This is a genomic window from Novosphingobium sp. (assembly GCF_965214355.1).
GTDB lineage: Bacteria > Pseudomonadota > Alphaproteobacteria > Sphingomonadales > Sphingomonadaceae > Novosphingobium.
Genome location: NZ_CBDCBI010000002.1, coordinates 274,719 through 296,343 on the forward strand (window position 1 = coordinate 274,719; position 21,625 = coordinate 296,343).

At 65.3% G+C, this 21,625-nt stretch carries 22 protein-coding genes; 10 read left to right on the forward strand and 12 right to left on the reverse strand.

Features of this window, described 5'->3' with window-relative positions; translation table 11 throughout:
• Positions 1-126 precede the first annotated feature (126 nt).
• A complete protein-coding gene (locus ACOOE2_RS01835) occupies positions 127-819 on the forward strand; it encodes an NnrU family protein (RefSeq protein WP_420381323.1) in 693 nt (230 codons plus the stop codon).
• Positions 820-821: 2 nt separating this feature from the next.
• On the opposite strand, the gene dxs is transcribed toward ACOOE2_RS01835, so the two are convergent.
• Positions 822-2,762: a 1-deoxy-D-xylulose-5-phosphate synthase gene (gene dxs, locus ACOOE2_RS01840; RefSeq protein ID WP_420381324.1), complete on the reverse strand. Its 1,941-nt coding sequence runs from the start codon at positions 2,760-2,762 to the stop codon at positions 822-824.
• Positions 2,763-2,857: 95 nt separating this feature from the next.
• On the opposite strand from dxs, the gene ACOOE2_RS01845 reads away from it, so the two are divergent.
• Positions 2,858-3,391 (forward strand): GNAT family N-acetyltransferase, encoded by a 534-nt coding sequence (locus ACOOE2_RS01845; protein WP_420381325.1) that lies wholly within the window; start codon positions 2,858-2,860, stop codon positions 3,389-3,391.
• Positions 3,392-3,795: 404 nt separating this feature from the next.
• Here the strand turns inward: ACOOE2_RS01845 and ACOOE2_RS01850 are convergent, their stop codons facing one another.
• The 5 genes from ACOOE2_RS01850 to ACOOE2_RS01870 all read right to left on the reverse strand — a co-directional run bounded on the left by ACOOE2_RS01850 (position 3,796) and on the right by ACOOE2_RS01870 (position 6,251).
• Positions 3,796-4,263, reverse strand: a complete 468-nt coding sequence (locus ACOOE2_RS01850; RefSeq protein WP_420381326.1) for a Fur family transcriptional regulator — start codon at positions 4,261-4,263, stop codon at positions 3,796-3,798.
• 40 nt (positions 4,264-4,303) lie between these two features.
• Entirely contained in the window at positions 4,304-4,474 is a 171-nt protein-coding gene (locus ACOOE2_RS01855) for a hypothetical protein (RefSeq protein ID WP_420381327.1), read from the reverse strand.
• Between the two features lie 168 nt (positions 4,475-4,642).
• Positions 4,643-5,431 (reverse strand): exodeoxyribonuclease III, encoded by a 789-nt coding sequence (xth, locus tag ACOOE2_RS01860; protein ID WP_420381328.1) that lies wholly within the window; start codon positions 5,429-5,431, stop codon positions 4,643-4,645.
• Positions 5,428-5,766, reverse strand: a complete 339-nt coding sequence (locus ACOOE2_RS01865; protein ID WP_420381329.1) for a HesB/IscA family protein — start codon at positions 5,764-5,766, stop codon at positions 5,428-5,430. Before ACOOE2_RS01865 ends, xth begins: the two co-directional genes overlap by 4 nt.
• A gap of 53 nt (positions 5,767-5,819) precedes the next feature.
• The gene (locus ACOOE2_RS01870) at positions 5,820-6,251 is read right to left on the reverse strand and encodes a CBS domain-containing protein (RefSeq protein ID WP_420381330.1); all 432 of its coding nucleotides are present in this window, start codon (positions 6,249-6,251) and stop codon (positions 5,820-5,822) included.
• A gap of 93 nt (positions 6,252-6,344) precedes the next feature.
• Here ACOOE2_RS01870 and ACOOE2_RS01875 point away from each other — a divergent pair, with 93 nt between their 5' ends.
• The 4 genes from ACOOE2_RS01875 (at position 6,345) to ACOOE2_RS01890 (ending at position 11,793) form a co-directional block, all read left to right on the forward strand.
• Positions 6,345-6,632 carry a hypothetical protein gene (locus tag ACOOE2_RS01875; RefSeq protein ID WP_420381331.1) on the forward strand — a complete coding sequence of 96 codons (288 nt, stop codon included), beginning with the start codon at positions 6,345-6,347 and terminating at the stop codon, positions 6,630-6,632.
• A 110-nt stretch (positions 6,633-6,742) separates the two neighbouring features.
• On the forward strand, positions 6,743-8,248 hold the full coding sequence (locus ACOOE2_RS01880; protein WP_420381332.1) for a YifB family Mg chelatase-like AAA ATPase: 1,506 nt from the start codon (positions 6,743-6,745) through the stop codon (positions 8,246-8,248).
• A gap of 183 nt (positions 8,249-8,431) precedes the next feature.
• Positions 8,432-10,336 (forward strand): FAD-dependent oxidoreductase, encoded by a 1,905-nt coding sequence (locus ACOOE2_RS01885; RefSeq protein WP_420381333.1) that lies wholly within the window; start codon positions 8,432-8,434, stop codon positions 10,334-10,336.
• A 41-nt stretch (positions 10,337-10,377) separates the two neighbouring features.
• The gene (locus ACOOE2_RS01890; RefSeq protein ID WP_420381334.1) at positions 10,378-11,793 is read left to right on the forward strand and encodes a DUF6880 family protein; all 1,416 of its coding nucleotides are present in this window, start codon (positions 10,378-10,380) and stop codon (positions 11,791-11,793) included.
• A gap of 8 nt (positions 11,794-11,801) precedes the next feature.
• On the opposite strand, the gene ACOOE2_RS01895 is transcribed toward ACOOE2_RS01890, so the two are convergent.
• Together ACOOE2_RS01895 and ACOOE2_RS01900 are read right to left on the reverse strand one after the other, a co-directional pair.
• The gene (locus ACOOE2_RS01895) at positions 11,802-12,092 is read right to left on the reverse strand and encodes a helix-turn-helix domain-containing protein (RefSeq protein WP_420381335.1); all 291 of its coding nucleotides are present in this window, start codon (positions 12,090-12,092) and stop codon (positions 11,802-11,804) included.
• Positions 12,089-12,469 carry a type II toxin-antitoxin system RelE/ParE family toxin gene (locus ACOOE2_RS01900; RefSeq protein ID WP_420381336.1) on the reverse strand — a complete coding sequence of 127 codons (381 nt, stop codon included), beginning with the start codon at positions 12,467-12,469 and terminating at the stop codon, positions 12,089-12,091. The genes ACOOE2_RS01895 and ACOOE2_RS01900 overlap by 4 nt, the downstream gene beginning before the upstream one ends.
• Positions 12,470-12,760: 291 nt before the next feature.
• Between ACOOE2_RS01900 and ACOOE2_RS01905 the strand changes: the two genes are divergently transcribed.
• Together ACOOE2_RS01905 and ACOOE2_RS01910 are read left to right on the forward strand one after the other, a co-directional pair.
• Positions 12,761-13,147, forward strand: a complete 387-nt coding sequence (locus ACOOE2_RS01905) for a DUF3597 domain-containing protein (protein ID WP_420381337.1) — start codon at positions 12,761-12,763, stop codon at positions 13,145-13,147.
• Positions 13,148-13,215: 68 nt separating this feature from the next.
• Complete coding sequence (locus ACOOE2_RS01910) at positions 13,216-13,662, forward strand: hypothetical protein (protein ID WP_420381338.1); 447 nt, start codon at positions 13,216-13,218, stop codon at positions 13,660-13,662.
• A gap of 16 nt (positions 13,663-13,678) precedes the next feature.
• Here ACOOE2_RS01910 and ACOOE2_RS01915 read toward each other — a convergent pair whose 3' ends face one another.
• From ACOOE2_RS01915 to ACOOE2_RS01930, 4 genes are all read right to left on the reverse strand, one after another.
• Entirely contained in the window at positions 13,679-14,962 is a 1,284-nt protein-coding gene (locus ACOOE2_RS01915) for a chloride channel protein (RefSeq protein WP_420381339.1), read from the reverse strand.
• A 455-nt stretch (positions 14,963-15,417) separates the two neighbouring features.
• Positions 15,418-16,164, reverse strand: coding sequence for a LytR/AlgR family response regulator transcription factor (locus ACOOE2_RS01920; RefSeq protein ID WP_420381340.1), 747 nt, complete (start codon positions 16,162-16,164; stop codon positions 15,418-15,420).
• Positions 16,161-17,423, reverse strand: coding sequence for a sensor histidine kinase (locus tag ACOOE2_RS01925; protein WP_420381341.1), 1,263 nt, complete (start codon positions 17,421-17,423; stop codon positions 16,161-16,163). Before ACOOE2_RS01925 ends, ACOOE2_RS01920 begins: the two co-directional genes overlap by 4 nt.
• 304 nt (positions 17,424-17,727) lie before the next feature.
• The gene (locus ACOOE2_RS01930; RefSeq protein ID WP_420381342.1) at positions 17,728-19,251 is read right to left on the reverse strand and encodes a fumarate hydratase; all 1,524 of its coding nucleotides are present in this window, start codon (positions 19,249-19,251) and stop codon (positions 17,728-17,730) included.
• 173 nt (positions 19,252-19,424) lie between these two features.
• Here ACOOE2_RS01930 and ACOOE2_RS01935 point away from each other — a divergent pair, with 173 nt between their 5' ends.
• A complete protein-coding gene (locus ACOOE2_RS01935; protein WP_420381343.1) occupies positions 19,425-20,030 on the forward strand; it encodes a protein-L-isoaspartate O-methyltransferase family protein in 606 nt (201 codons plus the stop codon).
• 44 nt (positions 20,031-20,074) lie between these two features.
• The gene (locus ACOOE2_RS01940) at positions 20,075-21,562 is read left to right on the forward strand and encodes a TolC family outer membrane protein (RefSeq protein WP_420381344.1); all 1,488 of its coding nucleotides are present in this window, start codon (positions 20,075-20,077) and stop codon (positions 21,560-21,562) included.
• The last annotated feature ends 63 nt before the right edge of the window (positions 21,563-21,625 follow it).

Here is a 21,625-nt window from a genome sequence, read left to right on the forward strand (position 1 = left end):
GCCCTTTAGTCCTAGCCGGGTTGGACCAATCCGGGTTCGACGTCATCTCAATATGAGACTATCACCTGTGTTACGCCGCCGCTTCGAAGCTGCGTGTCATGACGGGAAACCATGTTGATTGGGGGAATGTCGCAAGGTCTGATCATTCTGGCAGTGGCCTTGGTCGCATTTGTCGGCAGCCATTTCCTGCTGTCACACACGCTTCGCCGCCAGGCGATCGATGGCTTTGGCCTGACGGGTTTTCGAGTCGTCTATTCGATCATCGCGATCGTGCTGCTGCTGGTGATGTTCGTTGCCTATCATCTGTCGCCGCACGGCCCGGCCTTGTGGTCGTCGAACAATCCGGCGCTGCAGATTGCGTTCGCTGCAATCGGCTATTTTGCGGTCGCGCTGTTCGTCGCGTCGTTGTTCGGCAATCCCGGGCTCGTCGGTGCCAATCTCAACGGTCTGTCGACGCGGCAGCCCGATGGCGTCTACAAGATCACGCGCCATCCGATGATGTTTTCGATCGCCATCTGGTGCGTGATCCTGGTCATGGTCGAGCCATCGGCGCGCAATGCCATAAGCTGCGGCGGGCTTGTCGTATTGGCGGTGGTCGGTGCCAGGCTACAGGATGCCAAGAATTCCGCATTGTCGGGGCGCGAATGGACGCTGTGGGCGTCGCGCACGCCGTTCTGGCCCGATCTGCGGCGCGTGGGCCGGCTCGGCATTGTCTGGCTGGTGGCGGCAGTGCCTTGGCTGATCGCCACCTGGCTGGTGACACGCCTGACGTTTGCGCCGGTCGGGGTCTGGTACTTCCTGCCCGACCTGCCCTACTGAACTCAGGCCCGCGCTTCGTGCACCCCGGCGCTGTTGTGGCGCAGGGCCTTCAACACGTTTTCGACGATGTGCGGCGCAGTCAGGCCGGCCTGGTCATATTGCCGGTCTGGCGCATCGTGTTCCTGAAACGCGTCGGGCAGGCGCATCGTGCGGATTTTCAGACCGTTATCGGTCAGTCCCTCGTCGCTCGCCATCGTCAGCACGTGCGCGCCGAGCCCGCCGATCGCGCCTTCCTCGATCGTGATCACGACATCGTGCGTGACGATCAGCCGGCGGATCAGCTCATCATCGAGCGGTTTGACAAAGCGCAAGTCGGCGACCGTGGTGGGAAGCCCGCGCGCATCGAGCTGATCGGCGGCTTTCAGCGCTTCGCCCAGCCGCGTGCCCAGCGACAGGATCGCGATCTTGCCGCCTCCGGAAACCTGAGAGCCGGCGCGCACGATGCGACCCTTGCCGATCGGCAAGGCTTCGGGAACTGCGGGCAGCGCCACGCCGGTGCCATTGCCACGCGGATAACGGAACGCAATCGGCCCGGTGTCATGCAGCGCTGCGGTGTGCGTCATGTGCACCAGTTCGGCTTCGTCGGCGGGCGCCATCACCACGAAATTGGGCAGGCTGGCCAGATAGGTCACATCGAACGACCCGGCATGCGTTGCGCCATCGGCGCCAACCAGCCCGGCGCGATCGATCGCAAAGCGCACCGGCAGGTTCTGGATCGCGACATCGTGCACGACCTGGTCATACGCGCGCTGCAGGAATGTGGAATAGATCGCGCAGAACGGGCGCATCCCTTGCGCGGCCAGCCCTGCGGCAAAGGTCACCGCATGCTGTTCTGCTATGCCGACATCGAACACCCGGTCGGGATGCGCCGCGATCAGCCGGTCGAGCCCGGTGCCCGCCGGCATCGCCGCGGTGATTGCGCAGACCCTGGGATCGCGATCGGCTTCGCTGGCCAGCGCATTGGCGAATACGGCGGTATAGCTTGGCGCGCCGGGGCTGCTCTTGACCTGTTCGCCGGTTACGACATTGAACTTCTGCACGCCGTGGTACTTGTCGGCGGCGGCCTCGGCGGGGGCGTAACCCTTGCCCTTTTGCGTCACGACATGGATCAGGCAGGGACCCTCGGCCGCATCGCGCACGTTTTCGAGCACCGGGATCAGCTGATCGAGATTGTGCCCGTCGATCGGCCCGACGTAGTAGAATCCCAGCTCTTCGAACAAGGTGCCGCCCATCGCCAGACCGCGCGCGAATTCGTCGGTCTTGCGCGCCGCCTGGGCCAGCGGCCGGGGCAGGCGGCGCGACAGCCGCCGCGCCAGGTCACGCAGTTCCAGGAACGGCCGCGACGATACCAGCCGCGCCAGATACGCCGAAAGACCTCCCACAGGGGGAGCGATCGACATGTCGTTGTCGTTCAGGATCACGATCAGCCGGTTGCCCGCCGCATTCGCGTTGTTCATCGCCTCATAGGCCATGCCCGCGCTCATCGCGCCATCGCCGATTACCGCGATGCCCTTGCCCGGCTGGCCGGACATCTTGTTGGCGATGGCAAAGCCGAGCGCGGCCGAAATCGATGTCGACGAATGCGCCGCGCCGAACGGATCGTATTCGCTTTCGCTGCGCCGCGTAAATCCCGACAGGCCGCCGCCCTGGCGCAGGGTGCGGATGCGTGCGCGCCGCCCGGTCAGGATCTTGTGCGGATAGGCCTGGTGCCCGACATCCCACACCAGTTTATCGTCGGGCGTGTTGAACACATAATGCAGCGCCACGGTCAATTCGACCACGCCCAGCCCCGATCCGAGATGCCCGCCGGTCTGGCCGACGGCCTCGATCATTTCGGCTCGCAACTCGTCGGCGAGTTGCCGCAACTGTGTGGGCGGAAGCTTGCGCAGGTCGGCAGGAATGTCGACGGTATCGAGGAGCGGCGTGGCCGAGTTAGCAGGCATCAGCCACTCTTACACAACCATTTGCGGCATGTCGAACAGACGTTGAGGTCAAAAAGCATTTGCGCGCAGTGTAATCGCCGTTGCAGGTCACGCAAATGACCACCTTTGCGTTCCGCACCGCACAGATCGCTGATCTCGATGCTCTTGGCATCGTCATGAATGCCGCGATCGGCGCGTTGCAACGGGCATTCCTGTCGCCCGACCAGATCGCGTCAAGCCGTGCCATCATGGGCCTCGATCGCCAGCTGGTGATCGACGGCACTTATTTCATCGCATTTCTGGAGGACAGGATCGCAGGCTGCGGCGGATGGAGCCGGCGCGCGACACTGTATGGCGGCGATCACAGCGCAGGTTTGCGCGAGCCACGCCTGCTCGACCCGGCGACCGAGCCCGCGCGGATCCGGGCGATGTACACCCACCCCGCGTTCGCCCGGCGCGGCGTGGGCCGCGCGATGCTGGCGCATTGCGAAGCCGCGGCGCGCGCGGAGGGGTTTGCCGCATGCGAACTGATGGGCACGCTGGCGGGCGTACCGCTGTACCTGTCGGCGGGGTACCACGTGATCGAGGATATCGTGGACGATCGCGGCGGAGCGCCGGTGCCGATGCAGCGGATGGGCAAAGTGTTTTGATGCCTCCGGCGGCCAAGGGCCGGGGGCCCATAGGCGCTAACATGACAATACCGTCGCCCCGGGCTTGACCCGGGGTCCCGCTTCTTCGGCGCGGAAACGCCCGAATTTGCAGATACCGCGAAAGAAAAGCGGGATCCCGGGTCAAGCCCGGGAAGACGAAAACAAACAAAGTTAGCGCCTATGGGCCGGGGCCCCTGGATCCGTTACGTCTTGGATTGTGTGCTGGTCAGGCCTTTGCGTCGCGCCGCAAAGCGGCTGGAATCAGGCCGCTACGCCGGGGCGCAAACGCAAAGCCAGGGCGCGGTGCAAGCCAGTAACGGGATGCAAGGGTGATGATCCTTGCCCGCCGGAGGCATAAATAGCGCCCGCCGGAGGCCTAAATAGCGCCCGCCGGAGGCTCTCACTCACTCCGCCGGCCCGCACCGGCTGCACGTCCCGCGAATCTCGACCACCGGCCGCACATCGGCAAACCCGGCGTGGCGCGCCGCATCGCGCAAGGCGCCGGTCATCCGGTCGTCATCGATATGCGTGGCCTGGCCGCACACGTCGCAGATCAGGAAAATGCAGTCGTGGCGGCATCCGGGATGCGGATTGGCGACATAGGCGTTGGCGCTTTCGACGCGGCGCGCCAGGTTGACGCGCACGAACAAGTCGAGAATGCGATAGACGGTGTTGGCCGCGACGCGCTTGCCGCGCCGGGTGCCGACGCCTTCGGCGATATCGTAGGCGGAGGCGGGCGTGGCGCGTTCGGTGAGCGCGTCGTAGACATCGGCGCGCATGTCGGTCCACTGCTCGCCAGCCTTGACGAGCGCAGCGCGCGCGGCATCGATCAGGTGTTCACCGGCGAGATCGTGGGGCATATGGCTGGTCATGGCGCGACACTAGGCGTGCGCGCGCATGTTTGCAAAACGTTCAGGCTTTGGCCGGGTGATGGATCGCACCATGGCCGAGGGCCGAAAGATGGCTGGTCGCGGCCTGTGCGCGGCTTACAAGGTCGTTCGTGTTCAGCGCCATTCCGGCGCATCCGATCACAAAGCCCAGAGCCAGTGCGCGATACAGATCCTTGCCAAGCAGACTCATCATTGCGTCTTTCGTTCATCTGGCCGATCCCCGGGGGGCAGGGATCGTGCTGCAGTGCGACATCTTCGGTGCGCGAAATGGTGATGTCGCCGTGCAATTGCAAGGGAACCTCATGACTGGATAACGGTTAACGCCCCGCTAACTGGTCGCGATGTGTCGCAAGCGCTGGGCTCAGCGGGCCACGCGCACCCAAACCGGAGTGTGATCGCTGGCTTTTTCGCGCCCGCGATAGATCTTGTCGACGCCGCTCGCGATCAGCCGGTCGGCCAGCTCGGGCGAAAGCAGCGCATGATCGATGCGAAAGCCGTGGTTGCGCGGCCATGCGCCCGCCTGGTAATCCCAGAATGTCCACACCCCGCCGCGCGGATTGTGCGTGGCAATGGCATCGGTCCACCCCGCATTCAGCATCCGGCGATAGGCCTCGCGCGATTGCGGCTGCATCAGTGCATCATCGGCCAGCGCGCGCGGGTCCCAGATATCCTGGTTGGTGGGCACGACATTGTAATCGCCGGTTACGACCGCGGGTATCTCGGCCGCGCTGATCGCGGCCATCCGCCGGGTCAGCCGTTCCATCCAGCGCAATTTGTAATCGAATTTCGGGCCCGGCTGCGGATTGCCGTTGGGCAGATAGATGCAGGCGACGCGAATGCCGAACACGTCGGCTTCGAGATAGCGCGAATGCTCGTCCTCGGGCTCACCGTCCAGACCGCGCTGCACTTCGACCGGCGCTTCGCCGCGCGCCAGGATCGCGACCCCGTTGAAGCCTTTTTGCCCGTGCCAGATGGCCTGATACCCGATCTCGGCGATGGCATCGGCGGGAAAGCCTTCGTCCTGGGTCTTGATTTCCTGCAGGCAGGCGACGTCGGGTCTCGTCTCGTCCAGCCATTCGAGCAGGCGCGGCAGCCGTGCCTTGATTCCGTTGACGTTGTAGGTGGCAATCGTGACTGTCGTGTCGCTCATACGCTGAAGCTGGAACCGCAACCGCAACCCGACGCGGCAATCGGATTGGTCACGCGGAACGCCGATCCGCCCAGCGATTCGACATAATCGACTTGCGCGCCGGCAATCAGGTCGATGCTGACCGGATCGACCAGCAGCTGCACGCCATCGGTTTCGCTGACCAGGTCATCCGCTTCGGGCGCGTCGGCCAGGCCGAAGCGATACTGAAACCCCGAACAGCCGCCGCCCTCGACCGAAAGGCGCAGGATCGCGGGCTTTGCCTGGCGCACGGCGATCGCGGCGATGCGCGCGGCGGCGCTGGTGGACAGCGTTACGGACGATACGGTGTTGGTCATGCGCGCAAGATAGGCGCTTGGGGGCTGTCACTCAAGGGCCGTTACCACCGCCCTCAGGCCGACTGGATATAATCGCGCATCGCTTCGGCATCGGCCTCGATCCGTTCGATACGGAATTTCACCAGGTCGCCGATCGAGATGAACGCGACCATCTTGCCGCCGTCCATCACCGGGAGATGGCGAAAGCGGCGTTTGGTCATCAGCGCCAGAGCATCGAGCGCGGACTGGTCGGGGCTGACCGTTACCACTGGCGAAGTCATGACATCGCCCACCTTGCGCGTCAGCAGGTCGGCACCAAGCCTGCGCAGCGAATACAGCACGTCGCGTTCGGAAAAAATGCCCGCCACGCCGCCATCACCGTCGGTAACGGGCAGCGCGCCGATCCGCCGTTCGGCCAGCAGCGCGATCGCATCGGCGACGCTGTCATCGGCGTGGACGGTCCATACCGTGTCCGAACGTCCGGCGATCAGTCTTGCAATTGTCATTGCATCCTCCTGCTGTTGTCGGGGTCAGCATGCCATAATTGCCCACCGGTGCAAGCAATTGCCGTGGGTTGCGGTTTGGCGCATGATCGCGCGATGATGCCAGACTCGCACCTCCTCGAAACGCCCGCCGCCGCCTGGGCGCATTTTTACAGGATGATGCGCTGGACTGGCGAACTTGCGCTCGGGATGATTGCGTTCACCTGGGTCCTCCTGTTTCACGAATTCGGGATGGTTTCGATCCATCTGTATATCGCCAGCGCGCTGGGCATCGGCTTCATGGTCATGCTGCTGGGCGCGCTGATGAGCCTGGTGTTCCTGTCGCACCGCACCGGGCACGACGATACGATCATCGACAAGGCCGAAGACGATACGTGGCAGTGAGCATGAGAAGTGGCGAAGACGGGAATTAGCGCCAAATCGGCACCTGTTGCGCCGTTTGCCGGGACCAAAAGCCGCTACGCATAATCCCGAAACAACCGGGAGGCTCACACATGGTCGCAGTCGTGGCGACAGTCGCCTATCTCGGGCTGGAGGCGCGCGCGGTCGAAGTGCAGTGCCAGCTGTCGTCGGGCCTGCCCAGCTTTCGCGTCGTCGGCCTCCCCGACAAGGCGGTGGGCGAAAGCCGCGAGCGCGTGCATTCGGCGCTCGCCGCGATGGGCCTGTCGCTGCCGCCCAAGCGTATCACGGTCAATCTGTCGCCGGCCGATCTGCCCAAGGAGGGATCGCATTATGACCTGCCGATCGCGCTGGCACTGCTGGGCGCAATGGGCGTGGTCGATCGCGAGGCGCTTGCCGAACTGGTCGCGGTGGGCGAACTGGCGCTCGACGGCCGGGTGATCGCCAGCCCCGGGGTGTTGCTGGCGGCGCTGCACGCGGGCGCGACCGATCGCGGGCTGATCTGCCCGGCGGCCCAGGGCACCGAGGCAAGCTGGGCCGGCACGGCGGTGATCGCCACGCCCGACCTGATCGCGCTGCTCAACCACCTGAAAGGCACGCGCGTGCTGCCCCCGCCCTCGCCGGGCGAACCCGATGCGCCGGCGCGCGGCCCCGACCTGAAACAGGTCAAGGGCCAGGAAACCGCCCGCCGCGCGCTCGAAATCGCCGCGGCCGGCGGGCACAACCTGCTGATGGTCGGGCCACCGGGCGCGGGCAAATCGCTGATGGCGGCCTGTCTGCCGGGTATCCTGCCGCCGCTGACGCCGGGCGAAGCGCTCGAGGTTTCGATGGTCGCCTCGGTCGCGGGTACGCTGGACGAAGGGCGGATCAGCCGCGCCCGCCCGTTCCGCAGCCCCCACCATTCGGCCTCGATCGCCGCGCTGACCGGCGGGGGCATGAAAGCGCGCCCGGGCGAAGTCAGCCTGGCGCATCTGGGCGTGCTGTTCCTCGACGAATTGCCCGAATTTCAGCGCGCCGCGCTCGATTCGCTGCGCCAGCCGCTCGAAACCGGCGAAGTCACCGTGGCGCGCGCCAATGCGCATGTCAGCTACCCCGCGCGCGTGCAATTGATCGCCGCCATGAACCCGTGCCGCTGTGGCCATCTGGCCGACCCGGCGCTGGCGTGCAGCCGCGCACCCCGTTGCGCCGCCGATTATCAGGCAAAGATATCGGGGCCGCTGCTCGATCGCATCGACCTGCATGTCGAAGTCGATCCGGTCGCGGCCAGCGATCTGGCGCTGCCGCCCCCGCTCGAAGGCTCCGCCGAAATCGCGCATCGCGTCGCCCGCGCGCGTGCGATCCAGACCACGCGCCTGACCGGCACCGCTCGGCGCAACAATTCCGAACTCGATGGCGACCTGCTGGAAACCCATGCCAAACCCGATGCCGCAGGCCAGGACCTGCTGATCCGCGCGGCCAACGCGATGAAGCTGACCGCGCGCGGCTACACCCGTATGTTGCGCGTGGCGCGCACGATCGCGGATCTCGCCGGCGCGGAAACGATATCCCGCACCCACATCGCCGAAGCGCTCAGCTATCGCCGGATGCCGCCGCGCGCGTGATGCGCGTAAACACCCTAGGGGCCTCCGGCGGCCAAGGGCGATCGCCCTTGGATCCCTAAACCTTTGGGTTTGCACGTCTTTTGGGGTCGTTCGCCCGGCGCGCAGCGGCTGTCATGCCTGTGGCGCGTATTCACCGCGACAAGGCGATTTACGCCCCGCAACCGACCCGTTACGCCTTTTCCCATGTTCAGCGACAAAGACCTCGGCATGCACCGCCCGATCCAGCGGCGCGATTTTCTCAACGGCGCGCTCGTCTCGGGCGCAGCGGTGCTGACTCCCGGCGGGATCGCGCGCGCGGGCACCAATCCCGGCCCATACCCGCCGGCGCTGACCGGCATGCGCGGCAGCGGCTACCCCGCCGCATACTCGACTGGTCACGCCCTGCGCGATCACACTTTTGCCCCCGCCGGCCGCGCCAGCGAAACCGCCGACAGCTATGATCTCATTGTCGTCGGCGGCGGCATCAGCGGGCTGGCGGCGGCGTGGTTCTATCAGCAGCGCCACGGCGGCAACGCGCGCGTGCTGATCATCGACAACCACGACGATTTTGGCGGCCATGCGAAGCGCAATGAATTCGGTGAGGGCGCTAAAATGCGGCTGTCGAATGCGGGCAGTTTCAACATCTTCGCCGACGATCACGATTCAGGTGCGCATGTCGATCTCTACCGCACGCTCGGCATCGATATCGCTGCCCTGGCGCGCGATACGGTCGATCCCGGGTTTTATGCGCGCATGGGCATGGGGCAGGGCGTGTTCTTCGACCGCGAAACGTTTGGTCGCGATGTGCTGTTGCCCGATCCCGCGCCATGGACGGATTTTTCATTCCTGTATTCGCCCAATGTCCCGCCCGATGCCGATGCACGCTGGGCGCGGTTCATGGCCGATGCCCCGCTTCCGGCATGCGCAAAGGCGGATATCCATCGGCTGTACCATGCCAAGACCGATTACCTGGCGGGCATGAGTACAGAGGAAAAAGTGCGCCGGCTCGATGCGATGAGCTATGCCGATTACCTGACCGGGCCCGCCGGGTGCGATGCCCAGGTTGTGGCCTATCTGCGCGATCGCACTTTCGGGAGCGGGCGCGGGCTGTCGTCGACCACGGCGCTATCCGCGCACCAGCGCTTCGGCCTGCCGGGGTTTGCCGGGCTGGGGCTGCCGGCGGCTTACGACACCGACGAACCCGGCACGAGCTATCATTTCCCCGAAGGCAATGCGACTGTTGCCCGGTTGCTTGTCGGCCGCCTGATCCCCGGCGCCTTGCGCGCGCGCGATCCGGCGACGTCGATGCTCGAACGTGTCGATTATACGCGGCTCGACGATCCCGGGAACCCGACGCGCCTGCGCCTGAACGCCACGGCGTATCATGTCGCCAACACACCCGGCGGCGTGGAGGTTAGCTATACGCTGGGCGGCGTGGAGGGGCGGCTGCATACGACGCGCGCCAAACATTGTGTGCTCGCCTGCTGGAACTACGTGATTCCGTATATCTGCCCCGACCTGCCTGCGCCGCAACGCGAGGCCTTGGCCTATAATGTCAAGACGCCCAACCTGTGGGTCAATGTGTGGCTCAACAACTGGCGTGCCTTTCACCAGGCCGGCACGTGTTACATGAATGCGCCGGGCAGCTATTATGCCTCGCTCATCCTGGAACAGCCGGTCTCGATCGGTGGCTATGCCCATTCGGCAACGCCCGATGAGCCGACCGTGATGACAATGCTGCGCGGTTACGAAACGCCCGGCCTGCCGATCAAGGACCAGTTCCGCTTGGGCCGCGCCGAGATGTATGCCACCACATTCGATACGTTCGAACGCGAAACCCGCACGCAACTTGCGCGCTCGCTCGGCGCCCACGGTTTCGACCCGGCGCGCGACATCGCCGGGCTGACAGTCAACCGCTGGGGCCACGGCTATTCCTACTGGTATTCACCGCTCTATGACGATTTTCTGAAAACCGGCGGCCCTCCGCCGCATCTGGCCGCGCGGCAACGGTTTGGTGCAATTACGATCGCCAACACCGATTCCGGCGGCACCGATACGACCGAACTGGCGATCGATATGGCGGCGCGCGCAGTGGCCGAACTGGGTTAGCGCCTGCTTGACCCGCAGGGCATGCCTTGCGATGCAACGCCATGGCTTCCGAAAAGACCCTGAATGCGAAGAACCTGACCGCGCTGGGTGCCGAACGCCTGGCGGAACTGGTGCTCGAACTGGCGACCGGCAATGCTGCGGCCAAGCGCCGGCTGCGGCTGGAACTGGCCAGTCGCACCGGTGGCAGCGATGCGGCGCTGGAAATCCGCAAACGGTTGATCGCGATCGCCAAGGCGAAGACGTTTCTCGACTGGCGCAAGATCAAGCCATTTGCGCGCGATCTGGAGGTGCAGCGCGCGGCGATCATGGCGCATGTGGCACCGTCCGCGCCGGGCGAGGCGTTTGAACTGCTGTGGCGCATGCTGGCGATGGTGCCAGGGATTTTCGACCGGTGCGACGACAGCAGCGGACTGATCGGCGCGGTCATGCGACAGGCGCTCGCCGATCTCGGCACGCTCGCCGGGCCAGCCGCGTGGTCGCCGGCGATGCTGGCGGACCGGGTTTACGGTGGTGTCATCGACAACAAGTACGGCCAGTTCAATGGATTGATCGAATTGATGGCAAAGCCGCTCGGCGGTGAGGGGCTGGCCAGTCTGAAATCGCAACTGGAAAACCTGGCTACAACGCTGCCCTCCCCGTCGAACACGAAGGGTGCCAATGAGTACGGTTTGCGCCTGGACGAGCTTTCGGCACGGGGGCGTGCCCGCGAAATTCGCCGGGCGTTGACCGACATCGCCGATGTCCAGGGCGATGTCGACGGCTACATTGCGCATTTTTCAGCTGCCGAACGCGCCGTTCCTGCCGTGGCTGCAGACATTGCCGAACGGCTGCTGAAGGCTGGCCGCGCGGCAGAAGCGATGGCGGCACTGACGGTTGCCGAGCCTGCGATCCGCCCGGGCAGTCCGTTGGACGATTGGCAACGCGTCCGGATCGACACGCTCGACGCGCTGGGCCGGCCGGACGACGCGCAGGCCGAACGCTGGGCCCTGTTCGCGCGCGACCTGGATGCCACATATCTGCGCGCGCACATCAAGCGCCTGCCCGATTTCGACGACGAAGAGGCGGAAATCCGCGCGCTCGACTACGTTGCCCGGCACCCGGATTTCAATCGCGCGCTGGCTTTTCTGGTCGACTGGCCCGCCCCGGACCTGGCGGCGAAACTGATTATGACTCGCCAGGGCGAACTCGACGGCAACCAGTATGACATCCTGAACCGGGCCGCCGAAGTGCTGGAGAACAGGCATCCGCTTGCCGCGACGCTCGCGCTGCGCGCGATGATCGATTTTACGCTGATCAAGGCCCGGCACACCCGCTATGCCCACGCCGCGCGCCATCTCCAGACATGCGCCGATCTTGGCCGCCACATCGCGGATTTTGGCGACCGCCGCGATCATGCGGCCTATGTCGCTCATCTCCGGCTGGCGCATGGACGAAAAGCCGCGTTCTGGGACGCCTGACCGGGCCGTCAGGCGGCGCGCAAGGCTTCGCGCGCCGCATCGGGCATGCCGGCGATAACGGACAGATACGCGCTGGCAGTTGCATCGGGATGGCGGCGGCCCTGTTCCCATCCCTTCAGCGTTGCCAACGGTATCCGGTAGGCGCTGGCAAACGCCTGCTGCGACAGGCCCAGCGCGTCGCGGATCGCGCGCACGTCGGGCACATCGATGGTGTGGACGCGCGCGACCGTGCCTTTGCCCTGGGCATGGCTGGCAGCCTCTTCCATTGCTGCGATCAGGTCTTGTCCAAAACTGCTCATCCCATTGCTCCTTGCCGGCCAGCGGCCGCCGTCTTGATCACCGCGGCGAAGGTTGCCACGGCTTTTTTCTCATCTGTCGTCAGGTCGCTCGCCTGCGCTTTGGCATAGGCCAGCAGCAGATAAAGCGGGCAATTCTGCTGATAATAAAAATAGATTACCCGCGCACCGCCGCGCTTGCCGACCCCAGCCTTACCCCAACGCAGCTTTCTCACCCCGCCCGTGCCCGGAATGACATCGCCATCCTCAGGGTTGCGCGCCAGATGATCGACAAGCGCCGCCAATTCTTCCTCGCTCCAGATTCTCGCCGCTGCCCGCAAAAAGCCGTGTGTTTCAGCGACTGTAATGGGGCATGAATCCATGAAAGGAATATGCGTCAATGACGTCCAAAACACAAGCTATTTGTCGCCGGGAGACGCGTCACACTGACGCCCTCGCTTGCTGCGCACGGTTTCGACTGCCAGCGAAACACTGCGATGCCGGCCATCAGTATGGTTGCGCTTTACCGCCGACGCTGATCCGACCAACAGCGCCCCATAGCGCCCACATTCACGCTGCTGTCATGCGAGGCTGCGCATCCTGCATCGTCCGACGCGAATCCGGAACTGGTGTCGCGCGGGCATGCTTGCTATCTGCACTATCCTCATTCAACTTCGCCACGGAGAACGGCCATGGGTATTTTTTCGACCATCATGGACAAGATCTTTTCGCATCCCGCCGCGCAGGCCCCCGCCGCAGCGCCGGAAGCTGCGCCCGCCGCTGCCGCCCCTGCTGATGCGGCACCCGCCGCTGCACCTGCGGCCGTCGATGTCGGCGCCGTGCTCGAACAGATTGCGAGCGAGAAGGGCGATGGTGGCAATTATGAAACGTCGATCGTCGACCTGCTGAAATTGCTCGACATGGATTCGAGCTTGGATGCGCGCAAGGAACTGGCGAACGAATTGAACATCCATGTTGCCGATGATGGAACGGCCGAGGAAAACATCGCGCTGCACAAGGGTGTGATGGACCAGCTTGCCGCCAATGGCGGGAAAATCCCGGCCAACCTGCAACACTGACCGGCTGATCAAGGCCGCCGCGCATGCGGCGGTCTTGATCCTGTGCGTGATGGCATTTGATGCAGGGCATGAACTTTCCGGCATGGGTGATCCCGCTGTCGCTTGTCGCGTCGTCGGCAGGAGCCGCGGCTGCGCCCCAGACCATGCACTATTGCCTTAGCGAAAATATCGACGCTGGTGGTGGGGGCGGGTCATTTCCGCCGGGGCGCTTTGTCATGAAGGCGACGCTGGCGGTTTCCGGCAGCCACTACGTGCTGGATGCGTGGAATGTCATGCCGGACAATCCCCAGGTCCTGGAAATCCATGCCGACGGGACGTATCGCCGGAAGGGCGCAACGCCGATCCGGTTTATCGATAATTTCGGCAATCGGGGACGGGGGACTTTTTCGGCGGGCAAAGCGACATTTCATATCGATATCGATCGGGTCGGGACGTCCGATGGCGGCGCCAATATCGGACGCAATTACGGGACATACGATCTGAAATCCCGCGGATGCAGGTGGTCGCAGCCCTGAACCGGGCAGTAGTGCTCTAGCGGAATTGCAACGACAGCGCGTGGTACAGCTTGCGCTTGCACACCAGCGTGCTGACCGCGTCGGCGACGAGTGCCGCCGCCATCAGTGGCAGGATCATGCCGCGATCGGCCGTCATTTCCATTACGATGATCACTGCCGTCAGCGGCGCGCGGGTGACGCCGGTAAAATAGGCGGCAACCCCGACCAGGACGATCGCGCCCGGCGCGATGCCGGGAAAAAACCAGGTGAATGCGACCGACAGCCATTGGCCAAGACCTGCGCCGACCGACAGCGACGGGGCGAAAATGCCGCCCGGCGCACCGCTGAGCGCGGTGGCGACGGTTGCGATAAATTTCGTCGGGCCAAACGACAGCGGCGCGGCGCCGCCCGACAGCAGCGCGCGCGTGGTGGCATAGCCGGTGCCCCACGACTGGCCGTCGCTGAGATAGCCGGTGGCCGCCACGATCACGCCGCATGCGCCCGCAAGCACGATCGGCCGCTTGCGCATGCGCGCGATCCAGCCGCCCTGGCTCCACGCAAAGGCAATCAGGATCCGCGCAAACCCGCCGCCCAGCAGCCCGCCGAACACGCCCGCCACGACACCGGCGCCGATCATCAGAGTAAGCATTTTCGTGCCGGCGATCGTCGCGGTCATCGCACCGAAATAGATGTAGTCGCCATCCAGGCTCAGGCTGACCAGGCCCGCCAGCATCACCGCCGCCATCACCGTCATCGCCACGCGCTGTTCGAACGCCGCGGCCAGTTCCTCGATCGCAAAGGCGATGCCCGCCAGCGGCGTGTTGAATGCCGCCGCCACGCCCGCCGCGCCGCCCGCGATGACGATGCCGCTGGTCAGCGGAACGCGCATCCAGCGGTGGACCGCGCGCATGATCGCCGCGCCGATCTGCACGCTGGGCCCTTCACGCCCGGCCGATCCGCCCGCGACCAGGACCGCCAGCGTGCCGAAGAATTTGACCGTCGCGGTGCCCAGGCCGAGCGATTGCCCGGCAGCGATGCCGACCGGATGTTCGGCCGCGGCCATCACCTGGGGAATGCCGGACCCGCGCGCCAGCGGCGCGGTACGACGCGTGATCCACACCACCGCCATGAATAGCAGCGGCGCCATGGCCAGCGATGCCAGCGGATGCGCGGCATTGGTGCGCGCAAACACCGCCTGCACCCAGTCACCGCACCGGGCAAAACCGATCGCGACGAAAGCGAGCAGCACCGCACCGGTCAGCGCAGCAAGCCGCGAGCGGAGTTGGGTCGCCAGTTTGGCGCGATTGGTCGGGATCGCCATGATGCGGCAGTATGCGGCGCGCGCTCTCGAGACAAGGTGCGTTCGTGCGGGAAGGGTCCTGGGGCGGGCGTTCAAAGGGCCTCCGGCAGCCAAGGGCCATTGCCCTTGGAACCCGTTTTTTTGGTTCGCACGCGTTTTCGGTCGAGCGCCCGCCGCAAAGCGGCTGTCATGATTGCCGCTGCGCGGCGGGATGCAACTGCCACAACAGCGCGCAGGTCAGGCCAGTAATGGGATCCAAGGGCAATAGCCCATAGGCGCTAACATAACAATATCGTCGCCCCGGGCTTGACCCGGGGTCCCGCTTCTTCGGCGCGGAAACACCCGAATTTGAAGGTACCGCGAAAGAAAAGCGGGATCCCGGGTCAAGCCCGGGAAGACGAGAAAAAACAAAGTTAGCGCCATGGGCAATAGCCCTTGGCCGCCGGAGGCCCTTAAGCGTCAAGCACCTTACGCGCTCACCGCCCGGCCATCGCCTTTGCGCCCGGCAGATAGGTACGACCGATGCGCAGCGCGGTGCCGTCGGTCAGTTCGGCCGACCATACGCCCAGGCCATCGTGGCGCAGGCCGGCGATGCCGTCGCGGCGCACGATCGTCGAGCGGTGGAGGCGGATGAAGCACGCCGGGTCGAGCCGGTCTTCGAGGCCCTGGATGGTGTGCAGCATCAGGTATGATCGCGATGCGACATGCAGGCGGACGTAATCGCGCTCGGCGTCGATCCGCTCGATGTCGCGCGCGGCCAGGCGGATCAGTTCGCTGCGGTGCGGCACCCAGAATTCCTCGATCCACGGGCTGGCCTGCGCAATTGCCGGCGCGGGTTCGGCCGATGTGCCGTCGCGACGCGCCTGCGCGCGCTCGATCGCGCGGATCAGGCGGTCTTCGGACACGGGTTTGAGGACGTAATCGACTGCATCGCAATCGAACGCCTCGACGGCGAACTGGTCGTGCGCGGTGACGAAAATTACTGCCGGGCATGCCTTGTTTGCGGCCAGCGTGCGCGCCACCGTCAAGCCGTCGGCTTCGGGCATGGTCATGTCGAGCAGCAGCAGGTCGGGGCGCAATGCTTCGGCCAGCCGCAATGCCTGCGCGCCGTCGCTGGCGGTGCCGACGACATGCAGCGCGGGAATACGCGCAGCCAGGATCTGCAATCGCTCGATCGCGAGCGGTTCGTCGTCGACGATCAAAGTGCGCAGCGGTTGGGTCATCGCATCGTCCTGTCATTCCTGCCTGATGGCGCAGTCGTCAGCGGCAGGACCAGCGTGGTCGCATACCCGCCGCCGGGCTGCGGCCCGCTTGCCACGTGTGCTTCGTTGCCAAACCGCGCGGCCAGCCGGTTGCGCACGTTTTCGAGGCCGATGCCGGTGCCGCTTTCGGCGGTCTTGCCCGGGCCGTCGTCGGATATCGTCAGCACCAGCCGGTCGTTTTCGGCGCGCGCGACGATCCGCACGGTGACCGCGCGCATGGTGGCGGCAACCGCATATTTGATCGAATTTTCGACCAGCGGTTGCAGGATCATGCCCGGCACCAGCGCGCCGCGCACGGCATCGGGCACATCGATCGCGGTTTTCAGCCGCTCGGGAAAGCGGACCGCCTCGATCTCGAGATAATGGCGTTGCAGCGCGATTTCGTCGGCGAGCGGCACATCGGCGCCGGGGTCTGCGGCCAGGCTGTGGCGATAGAAGCTCGACATCGCCTGGATCATCCGCTCGGCTGCATCCTCGCGCCGGGTCATGACCAGCGCGGACAGCGAATTGAGCGTGTTGAACAGGAAATGCGGATTGACCTGGTAGCGCAGCGATCGCAGCTCGGCGGCCTTGGCGGCGCGGCGATATTCGCCTTCGCGGCGTTCGGCGGCGCGCACCATCTCGGCATTGCCCAGCGCCAGGTACAGCGCGGCCCACGCGATCAGCAGGAAATAGCGGCCCAGCGCGACATCGGTCAGTTCGCGCCACAGGCCTTCGTGTTCGACCGGGTTCTGGATCACCGTGATCGCGGGCCTGGTGCCTTCGGTATCCGGGTCGGCATCCGCGCTGTCGGCCGCATCGGGATCGGCATCGTCGACATCGACCAGCATGTTGCCCGTGACATCGTGGCGGATGTGGACGGCGGTGTGCGGTTTGCGCGCGGGCGCTTTGTGAGGGCCGTTATGGTCGGTCAGGCGTGCGATCATGCGCGCCTCGACCGGGGCGAACGCCTGCTGGTTGACCACCGCCAGCGCCAGCGAGGCGGGCAGCATGATGACCAGCGCTGCGGCCAGCCGCGTCGCGGTCGGGCGGCCATCGAATCGCCGCAGCAGCGGCCAGGCCAGCATTGTCACGGCGATCCCTGCCAGCGTGACCAGCGCGCGGCGCCACAGCAGATCGCCGAATTCGCCCATGTCTGCAACGAGCGCGCGCATCGTGATCAGCACGAAGTAGCATGACCACATCGCCACCGCCGATCCCAGCACCTGCCGCGCGGGCACGTGGGGAATAAAATCCTCCCCGGTACGGGGAGGGGGACCATCCGCAGGATGGTGGAGGGGCGGTGCGGCCGGGGGAGTCATCGCCGGACGTGCTGCGACGTTGCGTAATTGGGCGAGCGTTGATTGGCGCGATCCGGCGAGCGGAGTATCCGGCCGCCCGGCCCCTCCACCACGCTTCGCGCGGTCCCCCTCCCCGTTTCGGGGAGGATTTTGTGGTTGGTGATCATGGTTGCGGTTTAAGACGAATCGCCCGGCCGGCGCCAGTGCGGCGGTCGGGGATCGTATAACGTTGGTCGATCGCCGGTCAGGCCGGCAGCAGGCCTTCTTCGGCGATCTTGCGCTTCCACACCAGGGGCGCCAGCTGGTGGACATTGTGGCCTTCGCTGTCGACGGCGACTGTTACCGGCATGTCCTCGACGGTGAATTCGTAGATCGCCTCCATGCCAAGGTCTGCAAATCCGACCACTTTCGAGGCCTTGATCGCATGGCTGACCAGATAGGCCGCGCCGCCGACGGCCATCAGATAGGCCGACTTGTGCTCGGCGATCGATCTGGTCGCCGCGACGCCGCGTTCGGACTTGCCCACGCTGGCCAGCAGGCCGAGGCCAAGCATCATGTCCATGAACCCGTCCATGCGCGTGGCCGTGGTCGGCCCGGCGGGGCCGACGACCTCGTCGCGCACCGGATCGACCGGGCCGACGTAGTAGATCACCCGGCCGTTGAAATCGACGGGCAGTTGCTCGCCTTTGGCCAGCATGTCCTTGATCCGTTTGTGCGCGGCGTCGCGCCCGGTCAGCATCTTGCCGTTGAGCAACAGGCGGTCGCCCTGTTTCCAGCCTTGCACGTCGGCAGGTGTCAACGTGTCGAGATCGACGCGCTTGGCCAGCGCATCGGCGTGCCAGTGCACATCGGGCCATTCGTCCAGCTTTGGCGGTTCGAGATAGACCGGGCCCGAGCCGTCGAGCGTGAAATGCGCGTGCCGTGTCGCGGCGCAATTGGGGATCATCGCGACCGGCTTGCCGGCGGCATGGCACGGCGCGTCCATGATCTTTACGTCGAGGATCGTCGCCAGCCCGCCCAGCCCTTGCGCGCCGATGCCCAGCGCGTTGACCTTGTCGAAGATTTCGATGCGCAGGCGTTCGATATCCGTCTGGGCACCGCGCAGTTTCAGCGTCGCCATGTCGATCGGCTCCATCAGCGCCTGCTTGGCCAGCAGCACGCAATGTTCCGCCGTGCCGCCGATGCCGATGCCCAGCATGCCCGGCGGGCACCAGCCGGCGCCCATCTGCGGCAGCATTTCAACCACCCAGTCGACGATCGAATCGCTGGGGTTCATCATCTTGAATTTCGATTTGTTTTCGCTGCCGCCGCCCTTGGCCGCGACATCGACCGAAACGGTGTTGCCGCGCACCATTTCGACATGCAGCACACAGGGCGTGTTGTCGCGGGTGTTGCGGCGGGTGAACGCCGGATCTGCCAGGATCGAGGCGCGCAGCGGGTTGTCGGGGTTCAGATACGCGCGGCGCACGCCTTCATCGACCACGTCCTGCAGGCTCTGGTCGCTTTCCAGCCGGCAATCCTGGCCCCATTTGATGAACACGTTGACGATGCCGGTGTCCTGGCAGATCGGGCGGTGGCCTTCGGCACACATCCGGCTGTTGGTCAGGATCTGCGCGATCGCGTCCTTTGCGGCAGGACCCTGTTCGGCCTGGTAGGCATCGCCCAGCGCGCGGATATAATCCATCGGGTGGAAATAGCTGATGTACTGCAACGCGTCGGCGACACTGTCGATCAGGTCTGCTGCTTTGATCGTTACCATGTCGGCCATGCTATGCACCTTTTATCGCGGATGGAGCGGCGGGCTGGCGCCGGCTTTCGAACCAGACGCCCATAGCCTTCGACAGACGACATGCAAATGACTTGGCGCGGCCAGAGTGATAATCTAGAGCCTTGCGCTATACCGGGGGGCATGTCCCGTCGTATCAGCGAATGAGGGAATTCATGACCTTGGTCGAAGACCGCGCCCACCTCGTGACGGCAGCCAACGACGCCGCACGCCGCGCCATGATCGAAAGCCAGCTGCGCGTCAGCGGGGTCAATGACCTGACGCTGCTTGCCGCGTTTGCGGCGATCGCGCGCGAAGATCATGTGCCCGAGGCCGCGCGCCCGGTCGCGTACATGGACCGCGCCGTGCCGCTGGGCGATGGCAGTGTGCTCGCACCCGCGCTGACGCATGGGCAGATGCTGACCGCGGCCGAACCGACGCTCAGCGACAATGTGCTCGTGATCGGCAAGCCCGGCGCCTATCTGGCTGCGCTGGCCACCCGCCTGACCGCGCATGTGACCGTGGCTGCGCCCGATGGCGACTGGAGCGGCGATGCGCCCTATTCGCTGGTGCTGATCGACGGCGCGATCGAGGTCGCTCCCGCAGGACTGGTGCCGGTTCTGGCGGAACAGGGTCGCGTCGTTACCGGCCTGATCGAGCGGGGCGTTGCGCGGCTGGCGATCGGCCGGCGGCTCGGCGGCGAATTGCTGTTCACCAAACTGGCCGAAGCCGATTTCGCGCTGCTGCCCGAATTTGCCGCCAAGCAGCGCTGGAGTTTCTGACAGCGATGCATCGGGGGGTAAGACTGCTGATCGGGACAGCCATAATGATGGCGCCCAGTTTCACGGCCGGCGGCGCGCAGGCCGAAACGCTGCGTGAGGCGCTGATCGTCGCCTATGGCAACAATCCCGATCTGGCCGCCGCGCGCGCAACACAGCGCGCCACCGATGAAAACGTGCCGATCGCGCGCGCGCAGGGATTGCCCAGCCTGCAAGGGTCGGTGATCTATACGCATACGATCGAAAAGCTGGCCTATGGCGCCTACGATTTCTATCCGCGCGACACGTTTCAGGCGAATACCTCGCTTAACGTGCCGCTGTATTCGGGCGGCGGCGTGCGCAGCGCGGTCGATGCCGCCAGGACGCGCGTGTCGCAGGGCCAGGCCAGCCTGCGCGGCACCGAGACCAGTGTGTTTTCGCAAGTCGTCACGGCCTATCTCGATGTCACGCTCAATATCGCGATCGTCGCGCTCAACCGCCAGAATGTGCAGGTGCTCGAAACCAACCTGAAGGCGACGAGCGACCGGTTCGAGATCGGCGATGTGACGCGCACCGACGTCGCGCAGTCCAATTCGCGGCTGGCGCAGGGCCGCGCAACCTTGCGCACGGCCGAATCGAATCTGATCGGCGCGCGCGAACGCTATATTCAGGCGGTCGGCCATGCGCCCGATGCACTGGAAACCCCGCCACCGCTGGCCGGGCTGCCGCATCAGCCCGATGAAGCGGTGGAAATCGCGCTCGACGCCAATCCCGATCTGGCGGCGGCGCGGCTGGCGACCAGGGCGGCAGGGTATGACATAAAAACCGCCGATGCCTCGCGCTTGCCCAAGATCGCGGGCGTCGGGTCGACGGCCTATACCAACGATCTCCACACGCTGCCGGCGCAGGCCATGTTTCTGGGCTCGCTGCCCCACACCGGCACCGCGCAAGTCGGTTTGCAGGCGACGATCCCGTTGTACCAGGGCGGATTGCCCAGCGCGCAGATCCGCCAGGCGCAGGCCAATGCCGGCGCGGCGGACAACCACGAACTGTCGGTCGAACGCGAAGTGATCGCGACCGTGCGCGCCGACTTTGCCTCGTACCAGGCGGCCAACGATTCGATTGCGCTGAACCAGACCGCGGTCGATGCTGCGGCGCTGAGTTTGCAGGGCGTGCGCGCGGAAAACACCGTGGGCAATCGCACGATTCTCAATATCCTCGATGCCGAGCGCGAGCTGGTCAATGCGCAAGTCAATCTGGTGACCGCGCGGCGCAATGCCTATGTCGCCGGATTCAACCTGCTGGCGGCGATGGGCCGCGCGCAGTCGAAGGACCTGGCGCTCGACGCCGATCTTGGCGCCGCGCTGTACGATCCGCAGATTCACTATGAGCGCACCGCGCATGATGCCAACGACTGGCATCGCGACCCGCCGCCACGGGCCGAATCGACGCCGACCAATACGGTACCTGCGCAAAATGCCGATGTGCCGCCCGAGGCGCTTTCGCAGCCGCTGACCCAGGCCAAGGTTCCCTCGAAGACCCAGGCTCTACCGTGACGGCGGGCTGCGTGATAGTGATGGCATCGAGGGGCCTGTGCGTTGATTCGGCAGGGCGCGAAT